At 49.6% G+C, this 26,279-nt stretch carries 25 protein-coding genes; 18 read left to right on the plus strand and 7 right to left on the minus strand.

The window, feature by feature from the left end; all coding sequences use genetic code 11:
- Positions 1 to 115 precede the first annotated feature (115 nt).
- From ACXAGR_RS22940 to ACXAGR_RS22975, 8 genes are all read left to right on the plus strand, one after another.
- Positions 116 to 844 (plus strand): Slp family lipoprotein, encoded by a 729-nt coding sequence (locus tag ACXAGR_RS22940; protein WP_232373368.1) that lies wholly within the window; start codon positions 116 to 118, stop codon positions 842 to 844.
- Positions 845 to 926: 82 nt separating this feature from the next.
- Positions 927 to 1,766: an alpha/beta hydrolase gene (locus ACXAGR_RS22945; protein WP_474852750.1), complete on the plus strand. Its 840-nt coding sequence runs from the start codon at positions 927 to 929 to the stop codon at positions 1,764 to 1,766.
- A 123-nt stretch (positions 1,767 to 1,889) separates the two neighbouring features.
- The gene (gene fadD, locus ACXAGR_RS22950) at positions 1,890 to 3,542 is read left to right on the plus strand and encodes a long-chain-fatty-acid--CoA ligase FadD (protein ID WP_119501860.1); all 1,653 of its coding nucleotides are present in this window, start codon (positions 1,890 to 1,892) and stop codon (positions 3,540 to 3,542) included.
- A gap of 63 nt (positions 3,543 to 3,605) precedes the next feature.
- Positions 3,606 to 4,766: a ribonuclease D gene (gene rnd, locus ACXAGR_RS22955; protein WP_474852827.1), complete on the plus strand. Its 1,161-nt coding sequence runs from the start codon at positions 3,606 to 3,608 to the stop codon at positions 4,764 to 4,766.
- A gap of 20 nt (positions 4,767 to 4,786) precedes the next feature.
- Positions 4,787 to 5,083, plus strand: coding sequence for a YcgL domain-containing protein (locus tag ACXAGR_RS22960; protein WP_303575399.1), 297 nt, complete (start codon positions 4,787 to 4,789; stop codon positions 5,081 to 5,083).
- Positions 5,083 to 6,081 (plus strand): lytic murein transglycosylase, encoded by a 999-nt coding sequence (locus ACXAGR_RS22965; RefSeq protein WP_474846498.1) that lies wholly within the window; start codon positions 5,083 to 5,085, stop codon positions 6,079 to 6,081. The genes ACXAGR_RS22960 and ACXAGR_RS22965 overlap by 1 nt, the downstream gene beginning before the upstream one ends.
- A 1-nt stretch (position 6,082) precedes the next feature.
- Positions 6,083 to 6,745: a fumarylacetoacetate hydrolase family protein gene (locus ACXAGR_RS22970; protein ID WP_119501857.1), complete on the plus strand. Its 663-nt coding sequence runs from the start codon at positions 6,083 to 6,085 to the stop codon at positions 6,743 to 6,745.
- Positions 6,745 to 7,236 carry a YcgN family cysteine cluster protein gene (locus tag ACXAGR_RS22975; protein WP_474846496.1) on the plus strand — a complete coding sequence of 164 codons (492 nt, stop codon included), beginning with the start codon at positions 6,745 to 6,747 and terminating at the stop codon, positions 7,234 to 7,236. The genes ACXAGR_RS22970 and ACXAGR_RS22975 overlap by 1 nt, the downstream gene beginning before the upstream one ends.
- Before the next feature lie 7 nt (positions 7,237 to 7,243).
- Here ACXAGR_RS22975 and ACXAGR_RS22980 read toward each other — a convergent pair whose 3' ends face one another.
- From ACXAGR_RS22980 to nhaB, 3 genes are read right to left on the minus strand one after another with little or no spacing between them, the layout of a single operon-like run.
- A complete protein-coding gene (locus ACXAGR_RS22980; protein ID WP_474846494.1) occupies positions 7,244 to 7,795 on the minus strand; it encodes a GNAT family N-acetyltransferase in 552 nt (183 codons plus the stop codon).
- On the minus strand, positions 7,792 to 8,313 hold the full coding sequence (gene dsbB / locus ACXAGR_RS22985; protein WP_119501854.1) for a disulfide bond formation protein DsbB: 522 nt from the start codon (positions 8,311 to 8,313) through the stop codon (positions 7,792 to 7,794). The genes ACXAGR_RS22980 and dsbB overlap by 4 nt, the downstream gene beginning before the upstream one ends.
- Positions 8,314 to 8,329: 16 nt before the next feature.
- Positions 8,330 to 9,913: a sodium/proton antiporter NhaB gene (gene nhaB, locus ACXAGR_RS22990; protein ID WP_474846491.1), complete on the minus strand. Its 1,584-nt coding sequence runs from the start codon at positions 9,911 to 9,913 to the stop codon at positions 8,330 to 8,332.
- A gap of 285 nt (positions 9,914 to 10,198) precedes the next feature.
- Here nhaB and fadR point away from each other — a divergent pair, with 285 nt between their 5' ends.
- The 5 genes from fadR (at position 10,199) to ACXAGR_RS23015 (ending at position 14,486) form a co-directional block, all read left to right on the plus strand.
- Complete coding sequence (gene fadR, locus ACXAGR_RS22995) at positions 10,199 to 10,909, plus strand: fatty acid metabolism transcriptional regulator FadR (protein WP_474852752.1); 711 nt, start codon at positions 10,199 to 10,201, stop codon at positions 10,907 to 10,909.
- 225 nt (positions 10,910 to 11,134) lie between these two features.
- A complete protein-coding gene (locus ACXAGR_RS23000) occupies positions 11,135 to 11,515 on the plus strand; it encodes a VOC family protein (RefSeq protein ID WP_119501851.1) in 381 nt (126 codons plus the stop codon).
- A 78-nt stretch (positions 11,516 to 11,593) separates the two neighbouring features.
- Positions 11,594 to 11,953: a phasin-related domain-containing protein gene (locus ACXAGR_RS23005; protein WP_119501850.1), complete on the plus strand. Its 360-nt coding sequence runs from the start codon at positions 11,594 to 11,596 to the stop codon at positions 11,951 to 11,953.
- 78 nt (positions 11,954 to 12,031) lie between these two features.
- On the plus strand, positions 12,032 to 12,613 hold the full coding sequence (locus ACXAGR_RS23010) for a hypothetical protein (protein ID WP_474852754.1): 582 nt from the start codon (positions 12,032 to 12,034) through the stop codon (positions 12,611 to 12,613).
- A 130-nt stretch (positions 12,614 to 12,743) separates the two neighbouring features.
- Positions 12,744 to 14,486 (plus strand): PAS domain S-box protein, encoded by a 1,743-nt coding sequence (locus tag ACXAGR_RS23015; RefSeq protein ID WP_474852756.1) that lies wholly within the window; start codon positions 12,744 to 12,746, stop codon positions 14,484 to 14,486.
- Positions 14,487 to 14,567: 81 nt separating this feature from the next.
- On the opposite strand, the gene ACXAGR_RS23020 is transcribed toward ACXAGR_RS23015, so the two are convergent.
- Both ACXAGR_RS23020 and ACXAGR_RS23025 read right to left on the minus strand, forming a co-directional pair.
- Positions 14,568 to 15,953 carry a hypothetical protein gene (locus ACXAGR_RS23020; protein ID WP_474846482.1) on the minus strand — a complete coding sequence of 462 codons (1,386 nt, stop codon included), beginning with the start codon at positions 15,951 to 15,953 and terminating at the stop codon, positions 14,568 to 14,570.
- A 49-nt stretch (positions 15,954 to 16,002) separates the two neighbouring features.
- Complete coding sequence (locus ACXAGR_RS23025) at positions 16,003 to 17,454, minus strand: DUF3336 domain-containing protein (protein ID WP_474852829.1); 1,452 nt, start codon at positions 17,452 to 17,454, stop codon at positions 16,003 to 16,005.
- 195 nt (positions 17,455 to 17,649) lie between these two features.
- Between ACXAGR_RS23025 and ACXAGR_RS23030 the strand changes: the two genes are divergently transcribed.
- Genes ACXAGR_RS23030 through ACXAGR_RS23040 form a run of 3 tightly spaced genes read left to right on the plus strand, consistent with a single transcriptional unit; the run spans position 17,650 to position 20,962 of the window.
- Positions 17,650 to 18,858, plus strand: a complete 1,209-nt coding sequence (locus ACXAGR_RS23030) for a DUF445 domain-containing protein (RefSeq protein WP_474852758.1) — start codon at positions 17,650 to 17,652, stop codon at positions 18,856 to 18,858.
- Positions 18,859 to 18,860: 2 nt separating this feature from the next.
- Positions 18,861 to 19,526: a TetR/AcrR family transcriptional regulator gene (locus tag ACXAGR_RS23035; RefSeq protein WP_474852760.1), complete on the plus strand. Its 666-nt coding sequence runs from the start codon at positions 18,861 to 18,863 to the stop codon at positions 19,524 to 19,526.
- Positions 19,526 to 20,962 (plus strand): wax ester/triacylglycerol synthase domain-containing protein, encoded by a 1,437-nt coding sequence (locus ACXAGR_RS23040; protein WP_474846476.1) that lies wholly within the window; start codon positions 19,526 to 19,528, stop codon positions 20,960 to 20,962. Before ACXAGR_RS23035 ends, ACXAGR_RS23040 begins: the two co-directional genes overlap by 1 nt.
- Positions 20,963 to 20,981: 19 nt before the next feature.
- Here the strand turns inward: ACXAGR_RS23040 and ACXAGR_RS23045 are convergent, their stop codons facing one another.
- Complete coding sequence (locus ACXAGR_RS23045) at positions 20,982 to 21,710, minus strand: DUF4403 family protein (RefSeq protein ID WP_474852762.1); 729 nt, start codon at positions 21,708 to 21,710, stop codon at positions 20,982 to 20,984.
- Between the two features lie 113 nt (positions 21,711 to 21,823).
- Here ACXAGR_RS23045 and ACXAGR_RS23050 point away from each other — a divergent pair, with 113 nt between their 5' ends.
- A complete protein-coding gene (locus ACXAGR_RS23050; RefSeq protein ID WP_474852764.1) occupies positions 21,824 to 23,440 on the plus strand; it encodes a GMC family oxidoreductase in 1,617 nt (538 codons plus the stop codon).
- Positions 23,441 to 23,480: 40 nt separating this feature from the next.
- Here ACXAGR_RS23050 and ACXAGR_RS23055 read toward each other — a convergent pair whose 3' ends face one another.
- Positions 23,481 to 24,089, minus strand: a complete 609-nt coding sequence (locus ACXAGR_RS23055; RefSeq protein ID WP_474852765.1) for a TetR/AcrR family transcriptional regulator — start codon at positions 24,087 to 24,089, stop codon at positions 23,481 to 23,483.
- A 143-nt stretch (positions 24,090 to 24,232) separates the two neighbouring features.
- Here ACXAGR_RS23055 and ACXAGR_RS23060 point away from each other — a divergent pair, with 143 nt between their 5' ends.
- Entirely contained in the window at positions 24,233 to 26,257 is a 2,025-nt protein-coding gene (locus ACXAGR_RS23060) for an oxidoreductase (RefSeq protein ID WP_474852767.1), read from the plus strand.
- Positions 26,258 to 26,279 lie beyond the last annotated feature (22 nt).

A 26,279-nucleotide genomic window follows, 5' to 3' on the forward strand; every position in this document is an offset into this window, starting at 1 on the left:
TTGAATCTGGTCTGCTCACCCCGATTAGTTTCGTTTTTCAGGCCATTGTTCAGGTTGCATTCAGTTTGCAACGTCATAATTAATAAAGTTTATCTTTTAGCATTCCGGGGCGTTTATGTTGCGTAAAATTTTTCTGCTGGTGGCGGTAGTCTTAGCAACCGGTTGTACCATTATTCCTGAAGATATCCGCGTACCGGACGACACCAATCTGGTCTCCTACAACAAAGCTGTTACTGGCGGTGACGGCGTGAAGGGCAAAATGGCCCGTTGGGGTGGTGTGATCGTTGGCGTGGAGAACAAGGAGAACAAGACCTGGGTTGAAGTGGTCAATTTTCCTCTGAATCACTACGGGCGTCCGAATACGTTTGAAGAAACCATTGGCCGCTTCAAAGTGGAACTTGATGGTTTTGTTGATCCGATTAATTTCGAAGAAGGCCGCTCCGTCACTTTCATCGGTGCTGTGGAACGTCCTGTTGCCGGCATGGTCGGCGAACAGCCTTACATGTATCCGCGTATCAAGGGTGAAAATTTCCATATGTGGCGTCAGGACTCGCTGAACTACGTACACCCCATGTTCTTTGATTATCGTATGGGCTGGTACTCACCGTTCTACTATTCGTTTTACCGTCCGTATTATTCGCCCTATACGTTCGGCGTCGGTTTCTCCCGCGGGTATTACAGAAGTGCTTATCCCAATGTCTCGCCGGTACGGGTTTCAGTTACCCGCAGTGGCAACAAGGGGACGATCAGCCGGCCTTCAACATCGACCCGCAGCAGCGTAAGCAGACCGGTTACCAGAACTTCCACGCCGGCTAATGGCGGCGCAAGACAAAATCTGAAGTAATCCGGCGGCAGGTTTATTCCTTATAAAGCGGCAATTCATTGCCGCTTTTTTCTTATTTTTGCCGCATCCGGAGGGCGTAAACATGTTAGAAACTGAATTTCAGGCCGGTGAACTCAAACTGGCTGCACTGGACAATCAGGGAGCTGGAACTGTTGTTATCGGTTTGCACGGCTATCTCGATAATGCTGTATCACTGGCGCCGCTGGCGCCATATCTGCAATCCTGCCGCTTCATTGCACTGGATTTACCGGGACACGGTCAGTCAGCCCACCGGCCGGCCGGTGCCCATTACCACCAGTTTGATTTCCTGCAGGATTTATACGCGCTCATCAAAGAGAATCAGTTTGAAAATGTGATCCTGCTGGGCCACTCACTGGGTGGTATCCTTGCGACACTCTATGCCGCTGTGTTTCCTGAACAGGTGAAAGCAGTGATTTCCATAGATGCCTGCGGACCGCTTACTCTGGATCCGCAAACAAGCGCTGAACAGGTCAGGGAGTCTGTCATCAGTCGTGATAAAAAGCGGCGAAATAAATTGAATATCGTGGATTTGGATGCTGCGGTGAAAGCCCGTTGCGCTGTTGCTGATATCCGGCCTGAACATGCCCGGGCAATTCTTTCCCGCAATCTGACGCAGGATGCATCCGGCCATTTTTTCTGGGCGAGCGACCCCCGCGTGCGCACAAAATCTACCCTGCGGCTGACTGAGTCTCAGGCAGAGGCATTTATGCGAAGCATAGAATGTCCGGTATTGTTTCTGGCAGCGGACAGCAGCTTTAAAAAGGTTGAGCAGGTTTATGCGAAAAGGCACAACTGGTTTAGTTACAGTCAGTGTAAAACTTTTACAGGCGGCCACCACATTCATATGGAAAAAACAGACGAAATTGGCTGCGAAATTCGTCAATTTGTTGAGCAATTGTAAATAGTGGCGTTTATCTTTTCTTTATCATCCTATAATATACGGAAGAAATCAGACCAGTTGTGAAATATTGGTTAAAGTTTGTGTTTTTTTGCAAATATAAAAATAAAAGTTACCGGAGGGTGTGTGGAAAAAATTTGGCTTGAGCATTACGACCCAAGTGTTTCGGCAGAAATTAACCCTGATCGTTATGCCTCTATCGTAGATATTTTTGAACAGTCTGTGACGACCTGGGGCGATAAAACCGCTTACATGAATATGGGTCACAGCATGACTTTCAATGAGCTGGACGTGTTGTCTGCTCAGTTTGCGGCTTATCTGCAAAATAGTGGTTTAGAGCGTGGCGATGCTGTCGCCATCATGATGCCAAATTTGTTGCAATACCCTGTTGCTATGTTCGGCGTATTACGGGCCGGACTCACCGTCATTAACGTGAACCCGCTCTATACCGCCCGCGAATTAAAGCACCAGTTAAACGATGCCAATGCCAAAGCCATTGTTATTGTCGATAACTTTGCCGCCACGCTGGAAAGTGTGATTGCTGATACACCGGTGAAAAAAGTACTACGCACGGCGTTAGGGGATATGTTACCGGCTCCTAAGCGCTGGATAGTAAACCTGGCGGTGAAGCACGTGAAAAAGATGGTGCCGGAGTTTTCTCTGCCACAAGCTGAGTCGTTCATGTCAGCAGTGAAAGCCGGCGCGAATTACACTTATCAGCGTCCTGAGATAACAGGGGACGACTTGGCATTTTTACAATATACCGGTGGTACAACAGGCGTATCGAAAGGTGCGATGCTGACACATCGTAATATGATTGCAAACCTGGAACAGGTATCGGGTATTCTCGAAATTGTCATTGAGCCCGGTGAAGATGTCGTTGTCACTGCGTTACCGCTTTATCACATCTTTGCATTACTGGCGAACTGCCTGTTGTTCCTTAAATTTGGTTGTCCGAACCTGCTTATTACTAACCCGAGAGACATGCCGGGCTTTGTGAAAGAACTGTCGAAACACAAATTTGCCATTTTGCCCGGGGTGAACACCCTGTTTAACGGTCTGCTTAATACGCCGGGATTCAGCGAACTTGATTTCTCCGGATTTAAGTTCGGTCTGGGTGGCGGTATGGCCGTGCAGCGCCCTGTGGCTGAACGCTGGCAAAAAGTCACCGGCACGGTACTGCTTGAGGGTTACGGCCTGACTGAGTGTTCGCCGGTGGTAGCGGTTAATTCACCTACCATTAAGGCTTATAAAGGCGCTATCGGTATGCCGGTACCTTCTACAGAAATTCGTCTGCTGGACGATAATGGCAATGATGTGCCCTTAGGTGAAGCCGGTGAAATGTGGGTGAAAGGGCCGCAGGTCATGAAGGGGTATCTGAACCGTCCCGAAGCTACAGAAGAAATTCTTAAAGATGGCTGGCTGGCAACTGGCGATATTGCGAAGTCAGACAATGAAGGTTACTTCTATATTGTTGACCGTAAAAAAGATATGATCCTGGTCTCCGGCTTCAATGTGTTCCCGAATGAGATTGAAGAAGTGGCTGCCATGCATGATGATGTGGTGGAAGCGGCTGCTATCGGTGTGCCTCACGAAGTCAGTGGTGAAGTCGTGAAGTTATTTGTAGTTGCTAAGGACAAGAGCCTGACCGCTGAAACGGTTATTGCACATTGTCGTAAGCACCTCACCGGCTATAAAGTGCCGAAACACGTTGTCTTTAAAGACGAACTGCCAAAAACCAATGTAGGCAAAATTCTGCGTAGAGAACTGAGGGACTGAGTTCACCGTGACTTTACGCAACTAATTGGGACAGCCGGCATCATTGCCGGCTGTTTTTTTATGATGAAATATACCTTAATAACCGACGAAATTGCGCTGAAAGCGGTGTGTGAGAAGGCCTCTGCCGCTGAAGCAGTTGCCATTGATACTGAATTCGTACGTACCCGTACCCTGACGCCGCAGCTGGGACTATTGCAGTTGTTCGACGGTGAGCAACTGGCACTTATCGATCCGCTGGCGATTAATGATTTAAGCCCGTTTGTGGCATTAATGACGAATCCGGATGTGATCAAAGTGCTGCATTCCTGCTCAGAAGATCTGGAAACATTTCTGGCAGCATTCGGTGTAATACCTGCGCCGGTATTCGATACTCAATTTGCAGCAAGTGTGCTTGGCATGGGCGCGACCCTGGGTTATGCACGACTGGTGGAACTGATGAGTGACGTGGTGCTGGATAAAGGGGAGTCCCGCACTGACTGGCTGGCCAGACCGCTACGGGAAAGTCAGCTGGTGTATGCCGCCAATGATGTGCTGTATCTTTTACCTGTGTACTTACAACTGAAAGAACAAATCGAAGATGCCGGTAAATTTGATTGGGTAACGCAGGAAATTGCTGCACTGGGAGAAAAGAAGGCCGCACAAATTCCTCTGGAGCAGGCTTACCTTGTGCTGAAAAATACCTGGCGGCTTAATCCTGAACAGCTCACCGTGTTTCGCCATCTTGCAGGCTGGCGGCTTAAGGTTGCCCGTGAAAAAAATCTGGCCCTCAACTTTGTGGTCAGAGAAAGTCAGCTGTTCGATATGGCAGTAAAAATGCCGTTAAGCCGCACTGCGCTGAGTCGTATCGAGGGATTGCAGCCACAAACCCTCCGTCGTTACGGTGAAACCCTTACCGCCCTGGTGGCTGAAGCGAAATCCCTTTATGAAGATACCCCCGCAGACAAACAATTACCCCGTATGCGCCGGCTGATTGACTATCCCGAATATAAAAAGCATCTGGCGGCTATTAAGCGTCTCTGTGCAATGGTTGCCGCAGAGCAGGGCGTGTCAGAGGAAGTTGTAGCCTCTAAAAAACAAATCAATCAGCTGTTAAAATGGCAATGGTTTGAACTGGATGAAACCCGCGTGCAGGGGCTTCTGCCTGATCTGCTGAGTGGCTGGCGCCGTCCTCTGCTGGAAAAGGGGCTGGCCTCATTATTAGGGCCGCTGGCTTTCACCCGTTAAGAAATAATGCAGGACTGAATATGCTGTGTGCAATTTATAAAACCCGCCGGAAAGAAGGCATGTACTTATACGTGCCCGGCAAAAATGCTTTCGGTGATGTACCGGAAATACTGATGGAGAAATTTGGCACGCCGGAACTGGTGATGTTGATTTCCCTTGATAAACGGCCTCAGCTTGCCGGTGTCAGCAAAGCTGATCTGGAAGTAGCGCTGAAAGAAAAAGGCTTTTATCTGCAAATGCCGCCAAAAGCGGAAGACATGCTGGCTGCTCACCGCACAGAGCTTGGTCTGACGCCCCATGTGGATGAAAAACGGTGATGAAGGCATTGTTTTCAGTCAGCCCTGTTGTATTGCTCACCGTTTTTTTAATGCTGGCTTTGCCGGTTTCAGCGGAAGAAAAAAACGAAGCAGGATTTAAAGTCTGGTTACAGTCTCTGAAGCAGGAAGCAGTGGAAAAAGGCTATACGGCAGAACTGGTGGACAAAGCGCTGGATACTGCCACATTTCGTCCCACCGTTGTAAAGGCAGATAAAAATCAGCCGGAGAAAAAAATCACGCTGGATGATTATCTGGCGACCCGCGTGCCGGACTGGAAGGTCAGGCAGGCAATTACCCTGTATCGTGAGCATCAGTCTCTGCTGGATGAAATCGGCAGCAAATATGGTGTTCAGCCCCGCTTTATTGTCGCTTTATGGGGTAATGAGTCTAACTTCGGTAAAATCCAGGGCAACTATCCGGTGTTCTCTGCAGTGCTGTCTTTAGCCTATGAAGGGCGTCGTGAAGCGATGTTCAAAAAGCAGTTCTATGCTGCACTGGATATCATCCGTGATGGTCATATTGATATTGAAGCGCTGAAAGGTTCCTGGGCCGGTGCGATGGGCCAGAGTCAGTTTATGCCCGTTTCTTTTTTAAATTATGCCGTGGATTATGATGGTGACGGCAGAAAAGACATCTGGACCACGCCGGCAGATGTGTTTGCCTCTATCGCTAACTTTCTGTCCAGCGAGGGGTGGAATGATGACTACACCTGGGGCCGCCAGGTGAAGTTCGTTGATGGTTATGACGGTGCACATGCAGGCTTTGCAAAAGATGATTTCGTGCCGTTAACGGTATGGCAGGAAAGGGGAGTGCGTAAATTTGATTTAACAGACTTACCTGCTGCCGGCATCAAAGCCTCTCTTATCATGCCGGACGGCATCGATGGCCGTTTATACCTTGTCTATAATAATTTTCATACGCTGATGAAGTGGAACCGTTCATCATATTTCGGCGTCTCGGTCAGTTATCTGGCAGACCGGATCCGCAAAGGGGAATAACATGTATCAACATCTCAATATTCAGGGCCAGCCTGTTCCCTTGCCTGTGACACGTGCCCTGTGTATCGGCCGCAACTATCTTGATCATATTCAGGAGCTTAACAACACCGTGCCGGACGAAGCCTTGTTGTTTATGAAGCCGGCTCCGGCACTTTGTCATTTGTCTGAACCGGTGGTGATCCCTTCAGACAAAGGCGAATGCCATAACGAACTTGAAGTGGCAATATTGCTCAGTCAGTCACTGTGCAAAGCGACGCCTGATGACGCGCTGGCTGCTATTTGGGGTGCAGGGCTCGCTCTTGACCTGACCTTACGTGATGTACAAAGTGAACTCAAAGCGCAGGGCTATCCCTGGGAGCGTGCCAAAGCCTTTGATCGCAGCTGCCCGGTTTCCGCTTTCGCTCCGTTGACGCAAACCGGAGATCTTACTGACATTCATTTCACCCTGACCGTGAATGATACCGTGCGTCAGCAGGGGCATACAGCAATGATGATACGGCCGGTAGCGGAGCTTATCGCAGAAATGTCTCACATCTTCACCCTGCAACCCGGCGATATTATTCTCACCGGAACGCCAAAAGGCGTAGGCCCGCTAAATGCCGGTGACAGGATCCGCGCAGAGCTGGGCGAATTAATGTCTGTCGAAACGAATGTGGTGATGTGATGACACCGTTCTGGGAAACGAAGACGCTTGATGAAATGACTCTTGCTGAGTGGGAATCACTGTGTGACGGTTGTGCAAAATGTTGTCTGCATAAGTTCATTGAGGATGACGATGCTGAAGAAGCCGCGCCAACGGATACCCTGAATCAGGGAGAGGAAATTCACTATACCAACATTGCCTGTTCGCTTCTGAATACCAAAACCTGTGGCTGTACCCGCTATGCAGAGCGCACAAAGCTGGTTCCTGATTGTGTAAAGCTGACTAAAGAGAATCTCAAGGATATTTTCTTTATGCCGCCAAGTTGCAGCTACCGGCGGTTGCATGAAGGTCGCGGGCTGCCGTCCTGGCATCCGCTGCTGAATAAAGGTAAGAAAGCCAAAATGCATCAGGCCGGTATGTCTGTAAGAGGGAAGACTGTATTTGAAACGGATGTGGATTTAGACGCGTTTGAAGATTATATCGCCAGTTGGCCCTTGCACGACGCAGACTGATATCCGGCTATTCGTTCGTTAACGCGTAAAGCAATGCATGTCTGCCGCAAATACGTTTGCGGCAGTAACCTTCCTTTTCTGCCCCCAACTTTTCTGCAACACGCAAACTGGCTTTGTTATTGGGTTCAATAAACAACTCCAGACGAAATAAATCCATCTGATTAAAAGCCAGTTTTTTCATAGCCTGACAAAGCTGAACAGCCAGACCTTGTCCGCATGCCTCAGGCCGGATCCAGAAACCCAGGTTGGCGTTACGGTGCAAAGGATGGATATAGTTTATCAGTCCCATGCCGAGGCAACGGTTGTCCATCACCAGCAGGTAGGTGATACCGTAACCCTGCTCACGCTGATTTTCCAGGGTGGTCAGACACTGACGGGCCTGCGCGGGGGTGACAGGGCACAGATCTGTACCCATCCATGGCCGAACATGACTGACTGATTGCTGGGACGCTTCGCATAACATATCGGCATGTTTTTGCCCGGCCCGTTCAATACTGATGGGGCTGGTTGTGGTTGCAATAGCAGGAAGCCGCGATGGCAGGGTACTTAAGTCAATCAAAAGGGTTTCTTGTCCAGTAAACGACAGCCAAACACGATAACGAATACGGCAGCGTAAATCCCGAAGATCACCATCATCCACTCAGGCATGCCCAGTCCGGCAACACGCCAGCCGTCATCCAGGCAATCCCCTTTTGCTTCAAATATGGCCGGTAACCAGTCATAAAGGGGCATAAATGAAGGGAAATTCGGCACTATTTCGCAACTGGCAAACAGAGAAGTACTGTGAATGATGTCGTATTGTTCACGGGCGATCATGAAGCCCCATACCGAGGAAACCGCCCAGCCGGCGAAAGCCAGCATCCGCGTCAGGCCATGATTCACAATAACAACCAGTAAACCGGACAACAAAATACCGATAACCGCTGTACGCTGATAAATACACATTACACAGGGTTGCAGGCCATTAACATGCTGAAAATACAATGCTGCAGACAACAGTCCTGCGGCAGATAAAAATAAAAGAAGCCAGGCGGGTTTATACTCCGCCTGGCGACTAATCCATTGAATGAGATTCATTGTTGCAATAAAAACCTTAGTGCGGTTCAGCGCCTGATACTGGCATCGTAGCTGAATGGTGCTCAATAAGGTGCATATCGTATAGCGCTTGTGTGGCATCTGCCAAGCCAAAATAGGTGGCTGCCAGTCCTACTAAGGTGAGTACCACGGTGTAAGGCAGCGCCATCACTACCATTTTTCCGTAGGACAAGCGCAACAGCGGGGCAATGGCCGACGTTAACAGGAATAAAAATGCTGCCTGGCCGTTAGGTGTCGCTACAGAAGGCAGGTTCGTACCTGTATTAATAGCAACAGCCAGTAAGTCGAACTGGTCACGGGTGATCTGGCCTTCCTGCAGCGCTGCCATCACTTCCGTAATGTACACAGAGCCTACAAACACGTTGTCACTGACCATCGACAGCACACCGTTAGCAAGATAGAACATCACCAGCTGGGTTTCGCCTTCGAAAGACAGTACCCAGTGGATAACCGGCTGGAACAGGCCCTGATCGATAATTACCGCAACCACACCGAAGAAAACACATAGCAATGCTGTGAAGGGCAGGGCTTCTTCAAACGCTTTACCTAACGCATGCTCTTCAATGATACCGCTGGCAGATGTTGCCAGAACAATAACTGACAAACCGATAAGACCAACAGAAGCAAAGTGACCCGCAAGTCCCACAACCAGCCAGACACCAATTAACGCCTGAACGGCCAGGCGGGCTTTATCGCGGTTGGTGCGGCCTTCATCCATATGTTTGTCGTAGGATACGAGAATGTCTCTTACTGCCGCCGGTAGCTGAGCACCGTAGCTGAACAGTTTCGTTTTCTCCAGAATCACTGTAGTGGCCAGACCGCATACGAATACGGGTAAGGTGATCGGTGCCATACGGGTGAAGAACTCTACGAAGTCCCAACTCGCTTTATCAGCAATAATCAGGTTTTGCGGTTCACCTACCATGGTCATTACGCCACCCAGTGCAGTGCCTACCGCTGAGTGCATCATCAGGTTACGCAGGAACGCACGGAAGTTCTCCAAATCATCACGACCCAGGTTCGACACACCGTCATCGTCTGTATGATCATGGTCGTGGTGAAATTCTTTGCCGGAGGCGACCTTGTGGTAAATCGTGTAGAAACCCAGACCTACCGCAATAATGACCGCGACAACCGTTAATGCGTCAAGGAAAGCAGATAAAAACGCGGACGCTGCAATAAAAGACAGCGACAAAACCATCTTGTTTTTCACCCGTATGACCAGCTTGGTAAACAGGAACAGCAGCAGATCTTTCATGAAGTGAATACCGGCGACCATGAAGACTAGTAACAGCAGTACCTCAAGGTTCACTTCAATTTCATGCATCATGTGTTCGGGCGAGGTCATGCCAATGAACATCGCTTCAATCAGCAAAAGACCACCCGGTTGTAAAGGATAACATTTCAGTGCCATCGCCAGCGTGAAGATAAACTCGATGACCAGTGTCCAGCCCGCGAGGTATGGATCTACCATGAAAAGGAAAGGATTGAGAATAAGGAACGCTACAATTGTTTTTTTGTACCAGTCCGGCGCATGCCCGAGAAAGTTCTTATAAAGCGCCATAGGTAGCGATGTTTGCATAGTTAATTTTCCTTTAACAACTTGTTGCGATGTGAATGTAATTATTATCGTAAATCTTGTCCAGCGAATGTTGGACATTAGCCAAGTTATGGTTTTTAGTGGCTTTTATCACATCTGGTACACTCATAACCAAACTCTACCTGAAAAAAACAGCTTGAGAAAGCTGCCGCAGGCCTCAGTTAGTATAACTTATATCAGTTTTATGACTGATTAATTGATTGTGTTAAAGAAAATTCCTCTGGTACAATGAGTTTGACAATAAAAAGAGATTCAGGCGAGTCACCTATGATTTATAAAGCCCAGAGCCCGGCAGGTTTTGCTGAAGAGTATATTGTTGAGTCTATCTGGAGTGGTCGTTTCCCTCCGGGGACCATTCTTCCGGCAGAACGGGAGCTGTCCGAGCTTATTGGTGTAACACGCACCACGTTACGCGAAGTATTACAACGACTCGCCAGAGACGGCTGGTTGACGATTCAGCACGGTAAACCCACAAAAGTGAACAACTTTTGGGAAACTTGTGGTCTGAATATTCTGGAAACCCTGGCCCGTCTCGATCAGGACGGTATTCCCGAGCTGGTGGATAACCTGCTGGCCGCCCGTACGAATTTAAGCGCAGTGTTTATTCGTATGGCAATCCGGAATAACCCTGAAGACTCTGCAGAAATTATCGCCCGGTATCTGAATATTGAAGAAGACGGCAAAGAATTTGCGCATTTTGATTATCAGTTAAACCATGATCTTGCGCTGGCATCCGGCAATAAAGTGTTTGTTCTGATGATGAACGGTTTCCGCGGATTGTATTCCCGCATCGGTGGTTACTTTTTTGCCCAGCAATCCGCCCGTGATGTAGCGAAAGATTTCTACGGTAAATTGTTAGCGGCAGCGAATTCCGGAGACCACGAGAGTGTACCCGGCCTGATCCGTCAGTATGGTATCGCGTCTGGTAAAGTGTGGGCACAAATCCGCGAAGATATGCCTAAAGATCTCGTCGACTAATCATTCTGTTTTATCCTGAAAGCCCGGTATCCGCCGGGCTTTTTGCTATCTGCTTTTCGAATCTCCCGGGGTTGCGGTAAAGCCTTTACTTCCTTTATGCTGGGATCCGTTTTACCCGTCATGTTGTTTTCTTGCTGTCACCGCACGCCGGTGAAGTCAATGCCGGTGGTGTTCAGAACGGGTCAGCCGGCCCTGAATCAACCTCTCAGACAGTAAGGAAACACAATGAACCTCAATCCCGTTGGCTGGTTTGAAATTTACGTCAGTGATATGTCCCGGGCGCAAACCTTCTATGAATCTGTTTTTATGTGTGAGTTAGAGACAATCTCTGTACCAGCGGATGAATCGCTGGTCATGAAGGGATTTGGCTCTGACATGACGGCTTACGGAGCCAGCGGTGCGCTGGTCAGTATGGAAGGAATGACACCGGGCGGTACGGGCACACTGGTCTACTTCTCCTGCGATGACTGTGCCATTGAATGTGCCCGCGTACCCAAAGCGGGCGGCACGGTCATTAAGGAAAAATTTCCGATTGGCGAATATGGCTTTGTCGCACTGCTGCAGGATAGTGAAGGCAATATGATTGGTCTGCATTCCCAAAAATAAACGGGATTAGTATGCGCTTTCTAACTTTTCATTTTATGGTTGTGTCAGATGAAGCGAATTCCACTAGGAGATCCGAAAATGACCAAATCAGATACCATTAAAAGCAAATTGAACGATGCTGAAGATTTTGCCCGCAAAGTCTGGCTTGCCGGTCTGGGTGCTTACGGTAAAAGTGTTGAAGAAGCACAGGGCCGTTACGAAAAGCTGAGCACTGAAGCATCTAAAATGTTCGATGAATTAGTGAAAAAGGGGGAAACTTTAGAAGATGACGCCCGTACTAAATTCAAAGAAACCACTGACGATGTTGAAAGCCGTGTAAGTGATGTACGTCAGAAGCTGGGACTTGATACGGACAATACTGATCATCGTATCGAAGAGCTTTCAGCAAAAATTGACGCATTAACAGAAGCGGTTGCCAAGCTGGCAGCAAATAAATAATGCAGATTGCCGTGTGTCCGGCACGACGGGCACACGGTGTTTTCGCCGCTACGATTTCTTCAGTATAAAGGAAAAGTGATGGTACAGAAAAATAAGCCAAACGGTCCGTTGACCGGCTGGATTGAAGCCGGCTCCGAACTTATCGCTGAGCAGTTGTCCGGTGTGACTGAACAGATTAACCGTCAGCTTGATGCGCAAAAAAAATCCTTTGATGAGCTGCAGCAACGGGGTGCCAGGATGGATGCACATCTCCGGTCATCTTTATCGCCTTCGGCTGTTTTTGCCAATATGGAACAGTTAGTCAAAACCAGTCCGCTCTGGTCATTTGTGCCGTCTTTCACGGCAAAGCGTGATAAACGTGAGCAACAACTTGATGTGTTGTCGGCGAAAGTGGATGTGCTGGTAGAACAGGTTGCGTTACTGGCGGCAAAGCAGGCACAGGAAAAAGCTCAGGCAAAACAGGAAGCTGAAGCTTCTGCCAGAGTGGAAACGAAAGAAGTAGCTGAAAAAGTTGATCCCGCTGTTACAGCAGCAAAGTCTGCCAGTGTGGAGACGCCGGAGAAGCCTTCACGGAGACCTTCAACCCGGAAGAAAACGGTGACTTCCACTCCCGGAGCGAGACCCCGCACAATATCTTCAGTTCGTCCTAAAGCAAGGTAACGCTCACAGTCTGCCTGTTATCAGAGTCTGCCGGGTAATGGCAGGCTCCGGTTTTATAAAGATTTAATTTCTCTTATATTGGAAAAAGTGGCCGGGTGCTTCTATACCTTCTTTAAAAGGAGGACAGGGCATGCCGTTTTTTTCACGCAACGACGCAGCAGAACAAGCACTTCAACAATCCATACTCGCCGTAGTGACCATTAATGAACACAACAAGGTCACCTTTTATAATGACGCCGCACAACAGCTCTGGGGGTATTCGCCTCAGGAAGTGCTAGGTCGCAATATTCAGATGCTGGTTCCCCGCGAACATCAGAGTAATCATGACAGCTACGTCAATGCTCACCGTCAGACCGGTGTGAATAAGATAGTGGGCAGCGCCAGGGAAGTTGAGCTGGAAACAAAATCTGGTAAGCGTATCTGGGTTCAACTGGCGCTGTCTCAGGTGATCGTTAACGGCAAGAAGCATTACACGGCTTTTGTCCGGGATGTCACGGAGGAGCGTGAGTCGCGGGAAATTGTTGAGCAAACCCTTGAGCAGGCTCTGGATGCGGTAGTATGCATCGACCACAACAATCTGGTGACGCTGTTTAATGCCTCTGCTGAAAAAATGTGGGGGTACAGCCGGGACGAAGTGATCGGGCAAAACGTTAAGATGCTGGTGCCCCACGCCATTCAGGCTAACCATGACGAATATGTGAATGCAAACCGCCGTACCGGACAGGACAAAATTGTCGGCACCAGCCGCGAAGTGAAAATTGAAACAAAGCACGGCGATACATTGTGGGGAAAGTTGTCTCTTTCTAAAGTACGTCTTGATGAGCGGACGCTTTACACCGCGTTTGTTAAAGATGTTACGGATGAAGTTGAGCAACGTGAGCTGCAACGTATGCTGTCGCTGGTGGCGAATGAAACTGACAATGCAGTGATTATCTCTGATGCAGAAGGTCTGATTGAGTACGTGAATAATGGCTTTGAGGGGTTAACCGGCTGGACACTGACTGAAGTGAAGGGGCGGAAGCCGGGCTCCTTTCTGCAGGGGGAAGAGACCGACCCCAGGACTGTCGATGTTATCCGTCAGAAAATTAAGAACCGGGAAGCCTTTTACGATGAAATTCTGAATTACCGGAAAGATGGTGCGCCTTACTGGACGTCGCTTTCAATAAACCCGGTGTTTCAGGACGGAAAGCTGGTTAATTTCATTGCAGTACAGGCTGATATTACCCGGGTGAAACAGATGGCGCTGGATTTCACGAATAAACTGAAAGCAATCGGAAGTGCACTGGTACTGATGGAAATGGAGCCCGGCGGCAAAGTGGTGGACGTGAATAAATTGCTCAGAACCACGCTGACCGGTGTAGTTAATCAGGACGTATTTGCGCAGCGTATTCTGCAGGCCCTGAGTGCGGAAGATAAAGAACAGCTCAATCAGAATGGGTTTGTATCGAAAGTTATCGAAATCCATGAAAGTGACAAATATCTCGCTTTTGATGCGCGGATTAGTGCGCTGAAGAGTTTTAATGGCGATATCACACGCTACGTGTTCTTCGCCATTGATGTGAGCACCCGCAAACAGGCGGTTAACCAGACGCTGGTTGCTATGAAAGAGTTATTAACAACCAGTCAGACGATCAGCTCTATCGTCGGCACAATTAATAGTATCTCTGAACAAACCAACTTACTGGCTCTCAACGCAGCCATTGAAGCTGCGAGGGCCGGAGAAACTGGGCGGGGATTTGCCGTTGTTGCCGATGAAGTGCGAACCCTTGCCGGGAATTCAAAACAGTCTTCCGACGAAATCGATAACCTGGTAAAAACTACCGTCAGCAATATTGAAAAGCTGGATGAACTGATTCAGAAAATTGACAGTTAAATGGCTGGCTGGCTGGCGATGCCTGCGGATTTCAAAACAAATACGCAGGCCATTGTTATCAACTGTACTGACTCATCATTATCACCGCCAGATAGATTGGTTTTTGCGGTCGGCAAAGAAGTCGTGGGGTTCCCAGAATGCCGGAATGTGTTCGTCCACATCGGCGATGGTGAAGTTCTTTTTCAACTGACTCATGATTTCTGTCATGCGTGCGCGGTCAATTTTCATCAGTTTTTGTTTGGTGGCGTTAAAGAACAGATTTCTGTCTTTCGCTACCCGTTCTTCTTTGCCGGCAGCAAAAAAGGTCAGGTTTCTGGACACAATTTTGCAAACCGGTTCAGCAGGATGCTCCGGGTTTAACCGGGACACAATGGCATATTCATACTGGTCTTTTTCCTGACCTTTTTCATTCACCGGAATGAAGCACACGCCGAATCCCTGAGGGAAATAACCCACAATATTGATGAAGTGCTCAGCGAGCCGGCTGTTAACACTTTTTTGTTTCGCCATTTGTTCAATCAGCATATAACCCTTCGGCAGCATAGAGCGGTTATAGCCGGGCTTGGTTGACAGAACAATGGAGGAATAGACCTGCGGGATTTTTAAAATATCGCCGATTCCGGATTTACCGGTGAATGTGTCCTGCATCAGTTCCATAAGAAAGCCGTGGGGGCCTTTGTTCTGTTCACAACCGATAAAGGAAACACCGTCTCTGATAAAGGTCAGTGTTTGCTGATAGTTAATCTTTAACAGTTGCTTGCGGAAAGATTCATCCAGTTCTCTGAACGGATCATCTTCGCCGTCTTCCCCGTACAGAATGCGCACAGCCTCTTCGTGATAAAGTCCGATGTCCTGAAAAATAGCCGCTGCGATGACAGGGGTGGCGATGAAGTTTGCCCATTCCCGCATTTTTACTTCATCGGTAAACCGTTCAAGTACGCCGGCATACTTTGATAAATAGCTATGTTTTACGCTGCTGTCTGCCAGCACTTTGTCACTTAATCTGAGAGCTAGTACTGCTTTGTAAAGCGGTTTAAGCCGTTGATGATAGCGGGCGTAATTGCCATCTTTACCCCGCGTGAGCAGAAGCAATGTGCCCAGAAAGCGGGAGCTGGCGGTCTGGGTCTCATAATAAGTTTCCCCTTCACTCAGGGAAATTATCTGCGACACAATAGTGATTATCAGGCGCTGGCGATCTGCCTGTTCTTTCTCAAGTTGCTGCACCGCGGATTTATGTTGCTTCTTCAGATCTTCCAGCACGGCAATGTTGGCCCTGGTTTCGCTGACAACTTTGACTTCCTGCGCCAGGCTCTGAATGCGCTTTTTCAGGTCTGCGGTAACCGCATAAAAGTGTCTGGCATATGTCACCACCGAGGGCTTTGCCGTATCCACAGGATCGACAAGTTCAATGAGTTTTTTGACTTTGCTGACATACTGGCTGTCAGCCTGAGTGGCATTGCGGTTCACGGCATTCCTGAGCGTTAAAATACTCCGGGTCTTCCTTTCCGGTTTTTTATCAGTGCCCTGATTCCCTGGCTTCCCGTTCTTTTAGCTTAGCTAAATATAAGCGTAACGTCTCGCTAATTTTAGTATTTCTTTCAATAACATCAATGTGCTCCCAGGTAGCCTTCTCGCCGCTGCGTATCAGCGATGTAATACTTTCTGAAGTCGGGTTGGCGAGGATCTGACTGAGACTCCTGAGCTGATTATGAGGAAGAATATTAATATTGCCTACGTACTGCTGGTCAATGACCGACCGTACTTTATGAATTGCGAGGCGGGCAGCCTTGTTACCGGTGAGGTTCTCAAGCATGTCGAACGCAAAAATGCTGTTAGACTTCGCCAGTTGACTGATGTGGCGGAATGTCAGTCCGGTCAGTGTAGTAGCACCGGCGCGGTTTGAGGATAAAAAAGGCACAGCCAGGGGATTTGTCTGGCTGACGATGCTGTGGTTAACACCGTATAACCGTGACAATTGTCTGAAAGGCAAATCCGCCATGAGTGAGCCGTCCACGAACCGGCGGTTAGGGATGTACGGTATGATATCGCCGGCAGCATTTTTAGCGCGTAGTTGCACGGGGCTGAAAAATAACGGGACGGCGGTGGAGGCCCGCACAGCCTGAGTAATAATAGCATTCGGAGATGTTTTGGCGTTGAGTACCCGTGATTGTTGATGTAAATCCATCGGTGATACGGAAATGTTGATATGACGCCCGGTCTTACTGAAAGCCTCTTCAAAAGTCATCAGATCAAACAGTTCAATGAGGGTATTTTCCAGCGCTGTGGCATCCAGCAGCGACTTCCTGCCAAACCCTGACCATTTTCTCCAGTAACGAAACTTACTCAGAATAAACTCAGGAGACAGGGCTTCCTGCAGTTCCTGCTGGTTTTTTGTGCCAATCATAGCGGCGATAATAGCACCGGCACTGGCCCCTGATATCACGGTGGGCAACAGGTTGTGTTCATTGAGGGATTTCACTACACCGGCGTGAAAAAATCCCAGACCGGCACCACCGGACAGCATCAGACAGGAACGGCCGAATGCATGAGCCGTCTCTTCAAAAAACTGCTTTTTATGGAAAAAATCCACCACAGATTCATCAGCCCGGTAAATGGCATCCAGTGCCATGACCACTTCGCTGATAAAGGTTTCGATAAGCTGCTTGGTGCCCGTTTTACTGTGTGTAAGCAGGGCAGGGTTGGCGATATTACCCAGATTACCATGCAATCCTTCATGGAGTACCGACATCAGGCCGGTCACATCCTGTAACTTTCTGGCTGACTGCATGCGTTGAACACGTTTTCGTATCAACCGGTAGTCGTAATCTCTGCTGGCTTCTTTTCGCTTCCAGTCGTCTGCGCCGGTAAGGGCGTCGTGAGCCAGGCAGGCTTCACGGTATTCAGCATAATCAGAAGCCAGTTCAATATCCTGCTCTATTGCATTCGATTTTGAGAAAAATACCATAATACCGGCCTCTTACTGATCTTTGGAAACGCATCACTTGCAGTGATATTAACCAGCCTGGCAGGAATAATTTGAATGCTCTACCTAATTTTGAACGTATGGCGCAGATCAAGCTTTCACCGCAAAAGGTTTGCTAAATATGCAATCTCCCTTTAGCCTGAAGCTATGTCGGTAAAATAGCCAAAAACAATAGCTTGCATGGAATGGAACCCGGAACTGCTTAGCCTGCTGTCTATCCCGTTTATCAGCGCGATTGTGGGTTGGGTGACCAATTATCTGGCGGTCAAAATGATGTTTTATCCCATTGAATTTAAGGGGATCAGACCATTTTTTGGCTGGCAGGGGCTGATCCCGGCAAAACGGCGGGAAATGGCTGAAATTGAAGTAGAGCTGGTTCTGGGCAAACTGCTCAGTGTTGAAGAACTCGCCCAACGCCTGGACGGCGAACAGCTGGCCTGTGCCATCGAACGGCGCTTAAAGCAGGTGCTGAAAAGTGTGGTCAACGAGGTGATGGAAGCTTCAGCACCGGATTTATGGGCCGCAGTGCCGGTGCAGGGAAAGAATCTGGTTTACCGCCGGATTGAAAATGACATGCCCCGGGTTGTAAAAAAGCTGGTCACAGATTTTCAGTTAAATATAAATGAAATTCTGAACATCAAAGAGCTGGTAGTCGAGCAACTGGTCGGTTCGCCTTCACTCATCAATGAAATTTTTCTTACTGCCGGTGCCAAAGAGTTTCCGTTCATCGTCCGTTCCGGTTTTTATTTCGGTTTTCTTTTCGGCTTACCCACCATGTTTCTGTGGCACTATTTTCAGGCCTGGTGGTTATTGCCGCTGGGCGGATTGCTGGTGGGCTACGCCACTAACTGGATTGCTATTAAAATCATCTTCGAGCCTAAACGTCCCCGCAAGTTTGGTCCTGTGACTGTTCAGGGCATGTTTCTGAAACGGCAGGCGGAAGTGTCACGAGTATATGCTGAAATCATCGAAAACAAGCTTATCACTCCGCAAAATATTACCCATGTGATCCTGCACGGCTCCGGGTCAGCATCGTTACTGGAGCTTATCGAGCTGCACGTCAATGATGCTATTGAGCGCTATGTGGCCGTTGCCCAGCCGTATTTCGGGTTGGGTGTCGGCTCTGAAAATTATTTCAAGATGAAAGCGCTGGCCGTACAGCGTATTTTTGAAAACTCAGATAAAGCCCTGTTTTATGCTTACGATTACGCCCATTCTGCTTTACGGGTAGGAGATGATTTACGGGTCCGCATGCAGGCTCTCCCGCCGGAAGAATTTGAAGGCGTATTGCGTCCTGCTTACCGGCAGGATGAATGGAAGCTTATTCTGACAGGCGCATTACTGGGCCTGGCAGCCGGGTTTGCCCAGCTTTATCTGGTGTTTATCTGAACATGAAAACCGCAGACAAAATACTCTACACGGCGCTGTCACTGTTCAATGAGCATGGCGAAAACAGCGTAACCAGTGTAGATATTGCCATGGAACTGGATATCAGTCCGGGTAACCTGTACTACCATTACAAGGGCAAAGAAGTGATTGTTGAACGCCTTATCAGCATTCACAAAAATCAGATGCTGCATGTACTGCGAAGTGATATTGCCGCCCGCATCAGTGCGGAAGATGTGTTCTATTATTTCTACATGATCATTGAGAAACTGCATCTGTTTGAATTTCTTTACCGGAGTCCGGCAGATCTTGCCGAAAAGTATCCTCACGCCCACAAGGTGAGAAATCAGGTGGTGAGTGCGCTGGAAAAACAGATAAGCAATGTATTGCATGCGCTTAAATCCTCCGGTTCTCTGACCCTGGAAAAAGCGGAGTTACCTCTGCTTACTGAACTGTTAACCCTGGTGTTGACCCAGTCGTTTCAATATGACCAGCTTGGCCGCAGCCTGGACGGTGAATCTCAACGATATCACTGCCTGTCTTTATTAATGATGAGTTTATTGCCGCGGTTAACCTTACCGGAGGGCACCCTGGCTGAACTGAATCAGGGGATTGCCCGTCACAGTCTGGCAAACCTGAAACATACTGACTGGACAGACGGGGAAGACTGATGGGCCGCTCACTGTCTTTTCTGGACAAGTCTTTCTGGCTGGCGGAGTCTGACGCCAGTCCCAAGCATGTGGGTTGTGTGCAGATCCTTGAAATGCCTGAGCAGGCATGTGCTTCAGAGTACGTCAGGGCGCTTTACGAAGAAGTAAAATCGCACACAAAAATTACCCCGCCATTTAATTGCAAAATTAAAACGCTGCTGGGTTACCCCCTGGGTTTGCAGCCTGTAAAGCACATGGATATGGATTATCACGTGCAATTTCATATTACTGAAAACATTCAGGATCGCAGACAGCTCGATAAACTCACCGAAACACTGCATGCTTCGCGGCTCGACCCGGAAAAGCCACTCTGGCAATTTATTTTTTTGCATGACAACACCAGCCGTCAGTTTGTGATTTATGCGCGGGTGCATCATCTCTACGGTGACGGCGCAACGCTTGTTCGCTGGTTTCAGGCCGGATATACCGCCGGACCTGCTGAGCAGGGATTTACTCCGGTCTGGGCACTTAAACGGCTGCGCCACAAAAGAAAGCATCTGGTGCGCTGGCGCGACAGGTTGTTCGCTGTCTGGCAGGGACTGAAAACCAGCTGGCAGTTTTTCATCATTATGTTGCGGCTGCTGATGAAGCTGGTGCGTATTAACACCCATTACATGCCGTTGCCCTTCAGTGGTACGCAAACGCCTCTTACCGGTCAGGTGAGAGCAGGCAGGGCGGTAACTACAACAGACATCGATTTTGCAGAGATTAAAGCGCTGGCAAGACGCACGCGGGCATCTGCTAACGAAATATTGCTGTGCGTATTTGATATTGCGGTTCACCGTTTTCTGAAAGATCACGGACAGCGGTTTACCCGTCCACTGTATACCAATATGCCGGTTAATTTGCGTAAACCGGGCGAGAAGACCACCGGTAATAAGATTGCCATTGTGCCTGTTGAACTGGCCCACGGCGAGCGGGACCCGTATGTGCGGTTAAGGCAAATCATTGTGAATCACCGCATCGTCAAACATGCTGCACAAAAAGCGACACCGGGGGCATTCAAAGCGTACACCATCACTATTCAGGCGGTATCACTGGTGTTTGAATGGTTACACTTGTCAGACTTCGTCAAGCCCATAGCGAATATCTTAATTTCAAACCTGCCCGGACCAAAAGAAGCCCGTTATCTGAAGGACAGCAAATTACTGGCCTGTTATCCGGTGTCCACCATGACGCCGGGTGGCGGCGTGAATATCACACTGATGACCTACAACGGAACAGCAAACGTGGGGATGGTGTGCTGTAACCGGCATGTCAAAGACATCAGCCCTCTGGCCGGTTATGTCCATGAAGCTTTAGCCATTCTTGCCCGGTCGGTGGATGAACCCGGAGTGGGTATTGAAGATATCGGCGAGCAGATTGAAAGTTATCCCCGTTCGGTCATTGCTGAATAGTGTGAAGGTTTCATTAACCTCAGCGGAAACTGAATCTCAACCCGCCGTTGACCACGAATACCTGTTTTCCCCAGCGGTGAAAAACAACTTCCCGCCAGTGGCCGCCTAATGCATAGCTGAGATCCTGCGTTTCAGCATGGCGCTGCAACACCGCATCAATTTCCGGTTTGTGATAGTCCAGAATACGCTGTTTGTTATGATCAAGATACAGGCGCAGATACGACAGCAAACGGTCAGTTTTGCCGGTGGTGGCGATACTGGCAATATTCAGAAGAGGAGCACTGATAAACTCAGTCAGTGACTTACCCAGTTGTAACCCGGGCACAATCTGACGGATCAGTGAGCGGGTGTCATTGAGCAGCGCATAGTTGTCATTAACCAGTTGGATAGCGTCGGATTTGAGATCCTCAATACTGATCACATGGTTTTGAATATCGTAAACCGGCGTTCCGCTTATCACGACAATGACATGGGCACGGTAAAGCGGGGTATCGAGGACCGTAATGTTGAGTTCTGCAAAACATTGCAGTGCCAGCCTGTTTGATTCTTCCTGACAGTGAACCTGTGCTTCCGTGATAGTCAGGCGGGCCTTTCCTCCCGGTACATCAAACGGAAAAGAGCGGGGGAACAGGGGAGTCAGTAACGCCTGTAGTTCTTGTGTGGTGTAGTCATCATACGTCAGTCTGCCTGTTTTTATCATCAGGCCGCAAACGGCGACTTTCCATTTTTCCCGCCAGCTGAGTGTCAATCCTCTGTCCCTGTGGTTCAGTCTGTCACTACAGTAACATAAAAAACACAGACAATAGCCGACAATTTGTTAAACTGGTAAGAGCAGTTGAATAAGCACATTGCAGGTGGCGTATGGTTGAAGAACAGTATGATTATGTGATCGCCGGAGCGGGATCTGCCGGCGCAGTGCTGGCGGCCCGTTTGTCAGAAAATCCGTCTGTTACTGTGTGTCTGCTGGAAGCCGGTGGTAAAGACAACAATCCGTTCATCCATGTGCCGTTCGGATTGTCTTTGCTCAGTCGTTTTGACAGCATTGGCTGGGGATATTTCACTGCACCGCAAAGTGAGCTGAATGACCGCGAACTTTTCTGGCCCAGAGGGAAAACTCTGGGGGGCAGCAGTTCAGTCAATGCCATGTGCTACATTCGCGGCCAGCGGGAAGACTATGATCGCTGGGCTGAATCCGGCGCTGCCGGCTGGAGTTACAACGAAGTGCTGCCATGGTTTAAAAAGGCAGAAGATTATCACGGCGGCGCAGATGCTTATCATGGCACCGGCGGTCCCCTCAGAGTTGAAAAGCTTCGTCATACCGATCCGCTTTCCCGGTGTTTTGTGAATTCTGCAGATGCTGCCGGTTTGCCTGTCAGAACCGACTTCAACCGTGAACAGCGGGAAGGGCTTGGCTTTTATGATGTCACCCAAAAGCACGGCCGGCGCTGGTCCACGGCGCAGGCGTATCTTAAACCTGCGTTGAACCGGCCCAACCTGACGGTACATACCCGGACGCTCACTGAAAAAGTACTTTTTACCGGTAAAACCGCCAGCGGCGTGCAGGTGCGGTATAAAGGCAAAGGTCGCCGGATCGGCGCACGTAAAGAAGTCATTCTGTGCGGGGGGGCAATTAATTCACCGCATTTGCTGATGCTCTCCGGGGTAGGACCCCGTGACATGCTGATGGAAAAAGGCGTGCATGTGGTCGCGGACTCCCCGGGAACAGGCCGTAACTTGCAAGATCATCTGGACGCTATTGTGCAATACCGTTGCACGTCCCGTCAGGGCTATGCTGTCGCCCTTTCTGCTATACCCTCTTACATAGCAGCCGGTTTCCGGTATTTGTTCACATCAGGTGGCCTGCTTTCTTCTAACATTGCTGAAGCCGGCGGTTTCGCTTCTTCTTCTCTGGCGCAGTCCGGTCAGCCGGATCTGCAATTTCATTTCCTGCCGGCCATTCTGGCTGAACATGGCCGCCGCTCGGTTTACGGATACGGTTTCGGGGTCCACGTTTGTGCCCTGTATCCGAAAAGCCGTGGCAGTATCTCTTTGCAAAGCAGTCATCCTGCTGACCATCCGCTAATCGAGCCTACTTATCTCACCCATCCCGACGATAAAAAAGTGCTGCTCGAGGGGGTTGCTCTGGCAGACAAGCTGGTAAACAGCGCGGCTTTCGATGACGTGCGGGGAAAACGATTGTCACCGCCACAAGGGAATAACGATGAGGCATTGCTGGACGAATTTATCCGTGAGCATGCGGAAAGTATCTATCATCCTGTGGGCACCTGCAAAATGGGAGCGGCAGACGATGAAATGGCGGTGACTGACAATCAGTGTCGCGTAAGAGGGGTTAATGGCCTGCGGGTAGCAGATGCGTCGGTCATGCCTGTGTTGCCCGGGGGCAATACCAATGCGCCGGTGGTGATGATTGCCGAGCGGGTGGCGGACCTGATCATCCGCAGTGCCGGCCACCCCTGAACCGGCCGGTTTTCTGTAAAAGGTACTTCGCCTTCAGGGCTTACTTTAATCCGGCAGAGCGGATAAACACGTCTGCGGCACAGTCGCACATTTCGCTGATATGCGACTCGTCGGCGTAAATACCATCAATTAATAGTCTTGCGATACCGTGCAGGGTACTCCAGGTGACCTGCGCCAGCCTCAGCGCATCCTGATCTTCAGGGAGCAGGCCACTGGACTGCCAGGTGCGGGTCATGGTGAGCTGGTATTGGAAACAGGGATAAGCAATGTCTTTCAACTGTGCTGTTGCCTGATCGTTGTGCCATAACGTCCGCCCGAACATCAGTTCATACACCTGCGGGTGGTTCGCGGCATAATTGACATACTGGTGGATAAAGCGGCGGAAACGGGTAGCCGGAGTCAGATCTTCCTGTTCAAAAATAGCTCTGGCGGAGGCGTGCCAGTCGTCAAACCCTTTAGCAGCAATAGCACTGAGTAATGCATTTTTATCTTTAAAATGGTGATACGGGGCGGTTCTCGATACGCCCGTTACCTCTGCCAGCTTTCTCAGCGACAAAGCGTCTATGCCACTGTCTTCAATGATAGTGGTGGCCGCTTCAATGAGCGCACTGCGTAAATCACCGTGATGGTAAGAAGAACCGGAAGTCATAGCGTTTCCTGATAAGTCGGTAAGCGGAGTGTCCCGTTTAATCTTGACACTGTCAACATTGGTGTTATCTTGACGGTGTCAAGTTTGCGTTGTTCACCAAACCTGGCTACAACTTCAATGACAGGCAACCATCAGGACTAAACATGAGCACCACCACGTATCCGCATCTGTTTCGCCCCCTTGATTTGGGATTCACTCAGTTAAAGAACCGCGTCATCATGGGCTCTATGCACACCGGGCTTGAAGAAATGCCGGGCGGGCACAAACACATGGCCGCATTCTATGCCGAACGAGCCCGGGGCGGTGTGGCGTTGATTGTGACCGGTGGGATCGGACCGAATGAAGAAGGCTCTACCCATCCTGCCACACGGCGCCTGGATTCAGATAAGGCCGTTGCCCATCATCTTGAAGTGACGGATGCGGTCCATGCCGAAGGCGGGAAAATTTGTATGCAAATCCTGCATACCGGCCGTTATGCCTACTCGGAGAAGCTGGTGGCGCCATCGGCTATTCAGGCGCCGATTAATCCGTACAAACCCAAAGCGCTGACAGAAGAAGAAATCGAACAACAGATCAGTGACTTTATTTTTGCTGCCACTCAGGCGCAGAAAGCCGGTTATGACGGTGTGGAAATCATGGGTTCTGAAGGTTATTTCCTGAATCAGTTTATTGCAGTCCGCACGAATCAGCGTGATGATGACTGGGGAGGCAGTTATGAGAACAGAATGCGTCTGCCGGTTGAAGTGGTGCGCCGGGTCCGTGAAGCCACCGGTGATAACTTCATCATTATTTACCGGCTTTCCATGCTGGACTTAGTCGAAGGCGGCTCTACATACGATGAAGTGGTGAAGCTGGGGCTGGCTATTGAGGAAGCCGGCGCGAATCTTATCAATACCGGGATCGGCTGGCATGAAGCGCGAATTCCTACCATTTCAACACGGGTGCCGCGGGCTGCTTTCACCTGGGTGACTGCGAAGTTTAAGGCGGCGCTCAATGTGCCGCTGATCACCTGTAACCGCATCAATACACCGGAGGTCGCAGAAGCCGTGTTGGCGCGGGGAGATGCGGATATGGTTTCCATGGCGCGGCCATTTCTGGCAGATGCTGACTTCGTTATTAAAGCTGAACAAAACCGCAGTGATGAAATAAATACTTGTATTGGCTGCAATCAGGCGTGTCTGGACCATATTTTTAACGGGAAACTCACTAGTTGTCTGGTTAACCCGCGGGCCTGTCATGAACTGCAACTGCAAATTGCGCCGGCGCAGTCAGTGAAGCATATTGCTGTGGTCGGGGCCGGTCCTGCAGGGCTGGCGGCGGCGACTACCGCTGCACGGCGGGGGCATAAAGTCACGCTGTTTGACAGTGCATCTGAGATTGGCGGTCAGTTCAATATCGCCAGACAGATCCCGGGCAAAGAAGAGTTTAATGAAACCCTGCGCTATTTTGCCCGTCAGCTTGAGCTTACCGGCGTAGATGTTCAGCTGAACACCAGAGTGACCGCAGACACGCTGAATAACGGCAACTTTGATGACGTTATTCTGGCGACTGGTATTACCCCGAGAGTGCCCGACATTGAGGGCATTGAACACAGTAAAGTTCTCACCTATCTGGACGTGATCAGAGATAAAAAAACGGTGGGTAAACGTGTAGCGGTAATCGGTGCCGGTGGGATCGGTTTTGATGTGTCTGAGTATCTGTCACACGGGAAGAATGCGCCAAGCCTGGATATTCCCGTTTTCATGAAAGAGTGGGGCGTGGATATGACACTGACAGCAAGGGCTGGTGTGGAAGGGGTTAAACCTGCACCAGAGCCGTCATCCAGAGAAATCTTCCTGCTCCAGCGGAAAACTTCCAAAGTGGGCGCGGGTCTGGGTAAAACGACCGGATGGTCTCACCGCGCCAATCTTATGATGAAAGGAGTGAAAATGATCGCTGGCGTAACCTATGACCGCATTGATGATGAAGGTTTTCACTGCACAGTAGAGGGCAAGTCAATGGTACTACCGGTAGATAATGTGATCATTTGTGCCGGACAGGAGCCGCTGCGGGCATTGCAGGAAGGCCTGACGAAACCGTGTCATCTTATCGGCGGTGCAGATGAAGCCCGTGAACTCGATGCCAAACGGGCCATTGAGCAAGGAACAAAAGTCGCAGCGGCTTTGTAACGGTTCGAAGCAGACTAAGCCC

The sequence above is a fragment of the Alteromonas sp. ABH4_457 genome (genome assembly GCF_056160625.1).

Coding starts and splice junctions, on each gene's coding strand:
- ACXAGR_RS23055 (WP_474852765.1), bottom strand. CDS start 24,089: ATGACTTCCGGTTCTTCTTACCATCACGGTGATTTACGCAGTGCGCTC.
- ACXAGR_RS23040 (WP_474846476.1), top strand. CDS start 19,526: ATGGGCCGCTCACTGTCTTTTCTGGACAAGTCTTTCTGGCTGGCGGAG.
- ACXAGR_RS23005 (WP_119501850.1), top strand. CDS start 11,594: ATGACCAAATCAGATACCATTAAAAGCAAATTGAACGATGCTGAAGAT.
- dsbB (WP_119501854.1), bottom strand. CDS start 8,313: ATGAATCTCATTCAATGGATTAGTCGCCAGGCGGAGTATAAACCCGCC.
- fadR (WP_474852752.1), top strand. CDS start 10,199: ATGATTTATAAAGCCCAGAGCCCGGCAGGTTTTGCTGAAGAGTATATT.
- ACXAGR_RS22970 (WP_119501857.1), top strand. CDS start 6,083: ATGTATCAACATCTCAATATTCAGGGCCAGCCTGTTCCCTTGCCTGTG.
- ACXAGR_RS23035 (WP_474852760.1), top strand. CDS start 18,861: ATGAAAACCGCAGACAAAATACTCTACACGGCGCTGTCACTGTTCAAT.
- ACXAGR_RS23030 (WP_474852758.1), top strand. CDS start 17,650: ATGGAATGGAACCCGGAACTGCTTAGCCTGCTGTCTATCCCGTTTATC.
- ACXAGR_RS23060 (WP_474852767.1), top strand. CDS start 24,233: ATGAGCACCACCACGTATCCGCATCTGTTTCGCCCCCTTGATTTGGGA.
- ACXAGR_RS22945 (WP_474852750.1), top strand. CDS start 927: ATGTTAGAAACTGAATTTCAGGCCGGTGAACTCAAACTGGCTGCACTG.
- ACXAGR_RS23050 (WP_474852764.1), top strand. CDS start 21,824: ATGGTTGAAGAACAGTATGATTATGTGATCGCCGGAGCGGGATCTGCC.
- nhaB (WP_474846491.1), bottom strand. CDS start 9,913: ATGCAAACATCGCTACCTATGGCGCTTTATAAGAACTTTCTCGGGCAT.
- ACXAGR_RS23015 (WP_474852756.1), top strand. CDS start 12,744: ATGCCGTTTTTTTCACGCAACGACGCAGCAGAACAAGCACTTCAACAA.
- ACXAGR_RS22965 (WP_474846498.1), top strand. CDS start 5,083: ATGAAGGCATTGTTTTCAGTCAGCCCTGTTGTATTGCTCACCGTTTTT.
- ACXAGR_RS23010 (WP_474852754.1), top strand. CDS start 12,032: ATGGTACAGAAAAATAAGCCAAACGGTCCGTTGACCGGCTGGATTGAA.
- ACXAGR_RS22975 (WP_474846496.1), top strand. CDS start 6,745: ATGACACCGTTCTGGGAAACGAAGACGCTTGATGAAATGACTCTTGCT.
- ACXAGR_RS22940 (WP_232373368.1), top strand. CDS start 116: ATGTTGCGTAAAATTTTTCTGCTGGTGGCGGTAGTCTTAGCAACCGGT.
- rnd (WP_474852827.1), top strand. CDS start 3,606: ATGAAATATACCTTAATAACCGACGAAATTGCGCTGAAAGCGGTGTGT.
- ACXAGR_RS22960 (WP_303575399.1), top strand. CDS start 4,787: ATGCTGTGTGCAATTTATAAAACCCGCCGGAAAGAAGGCATGTACTTA.
- ACXAGR_RS23000 (WP_119501851.1), top strand. CDS start 11,135: ATGAACCTCAATCCCGTTGGCTGGTTTGAAATTTACGTCAGTGATATG.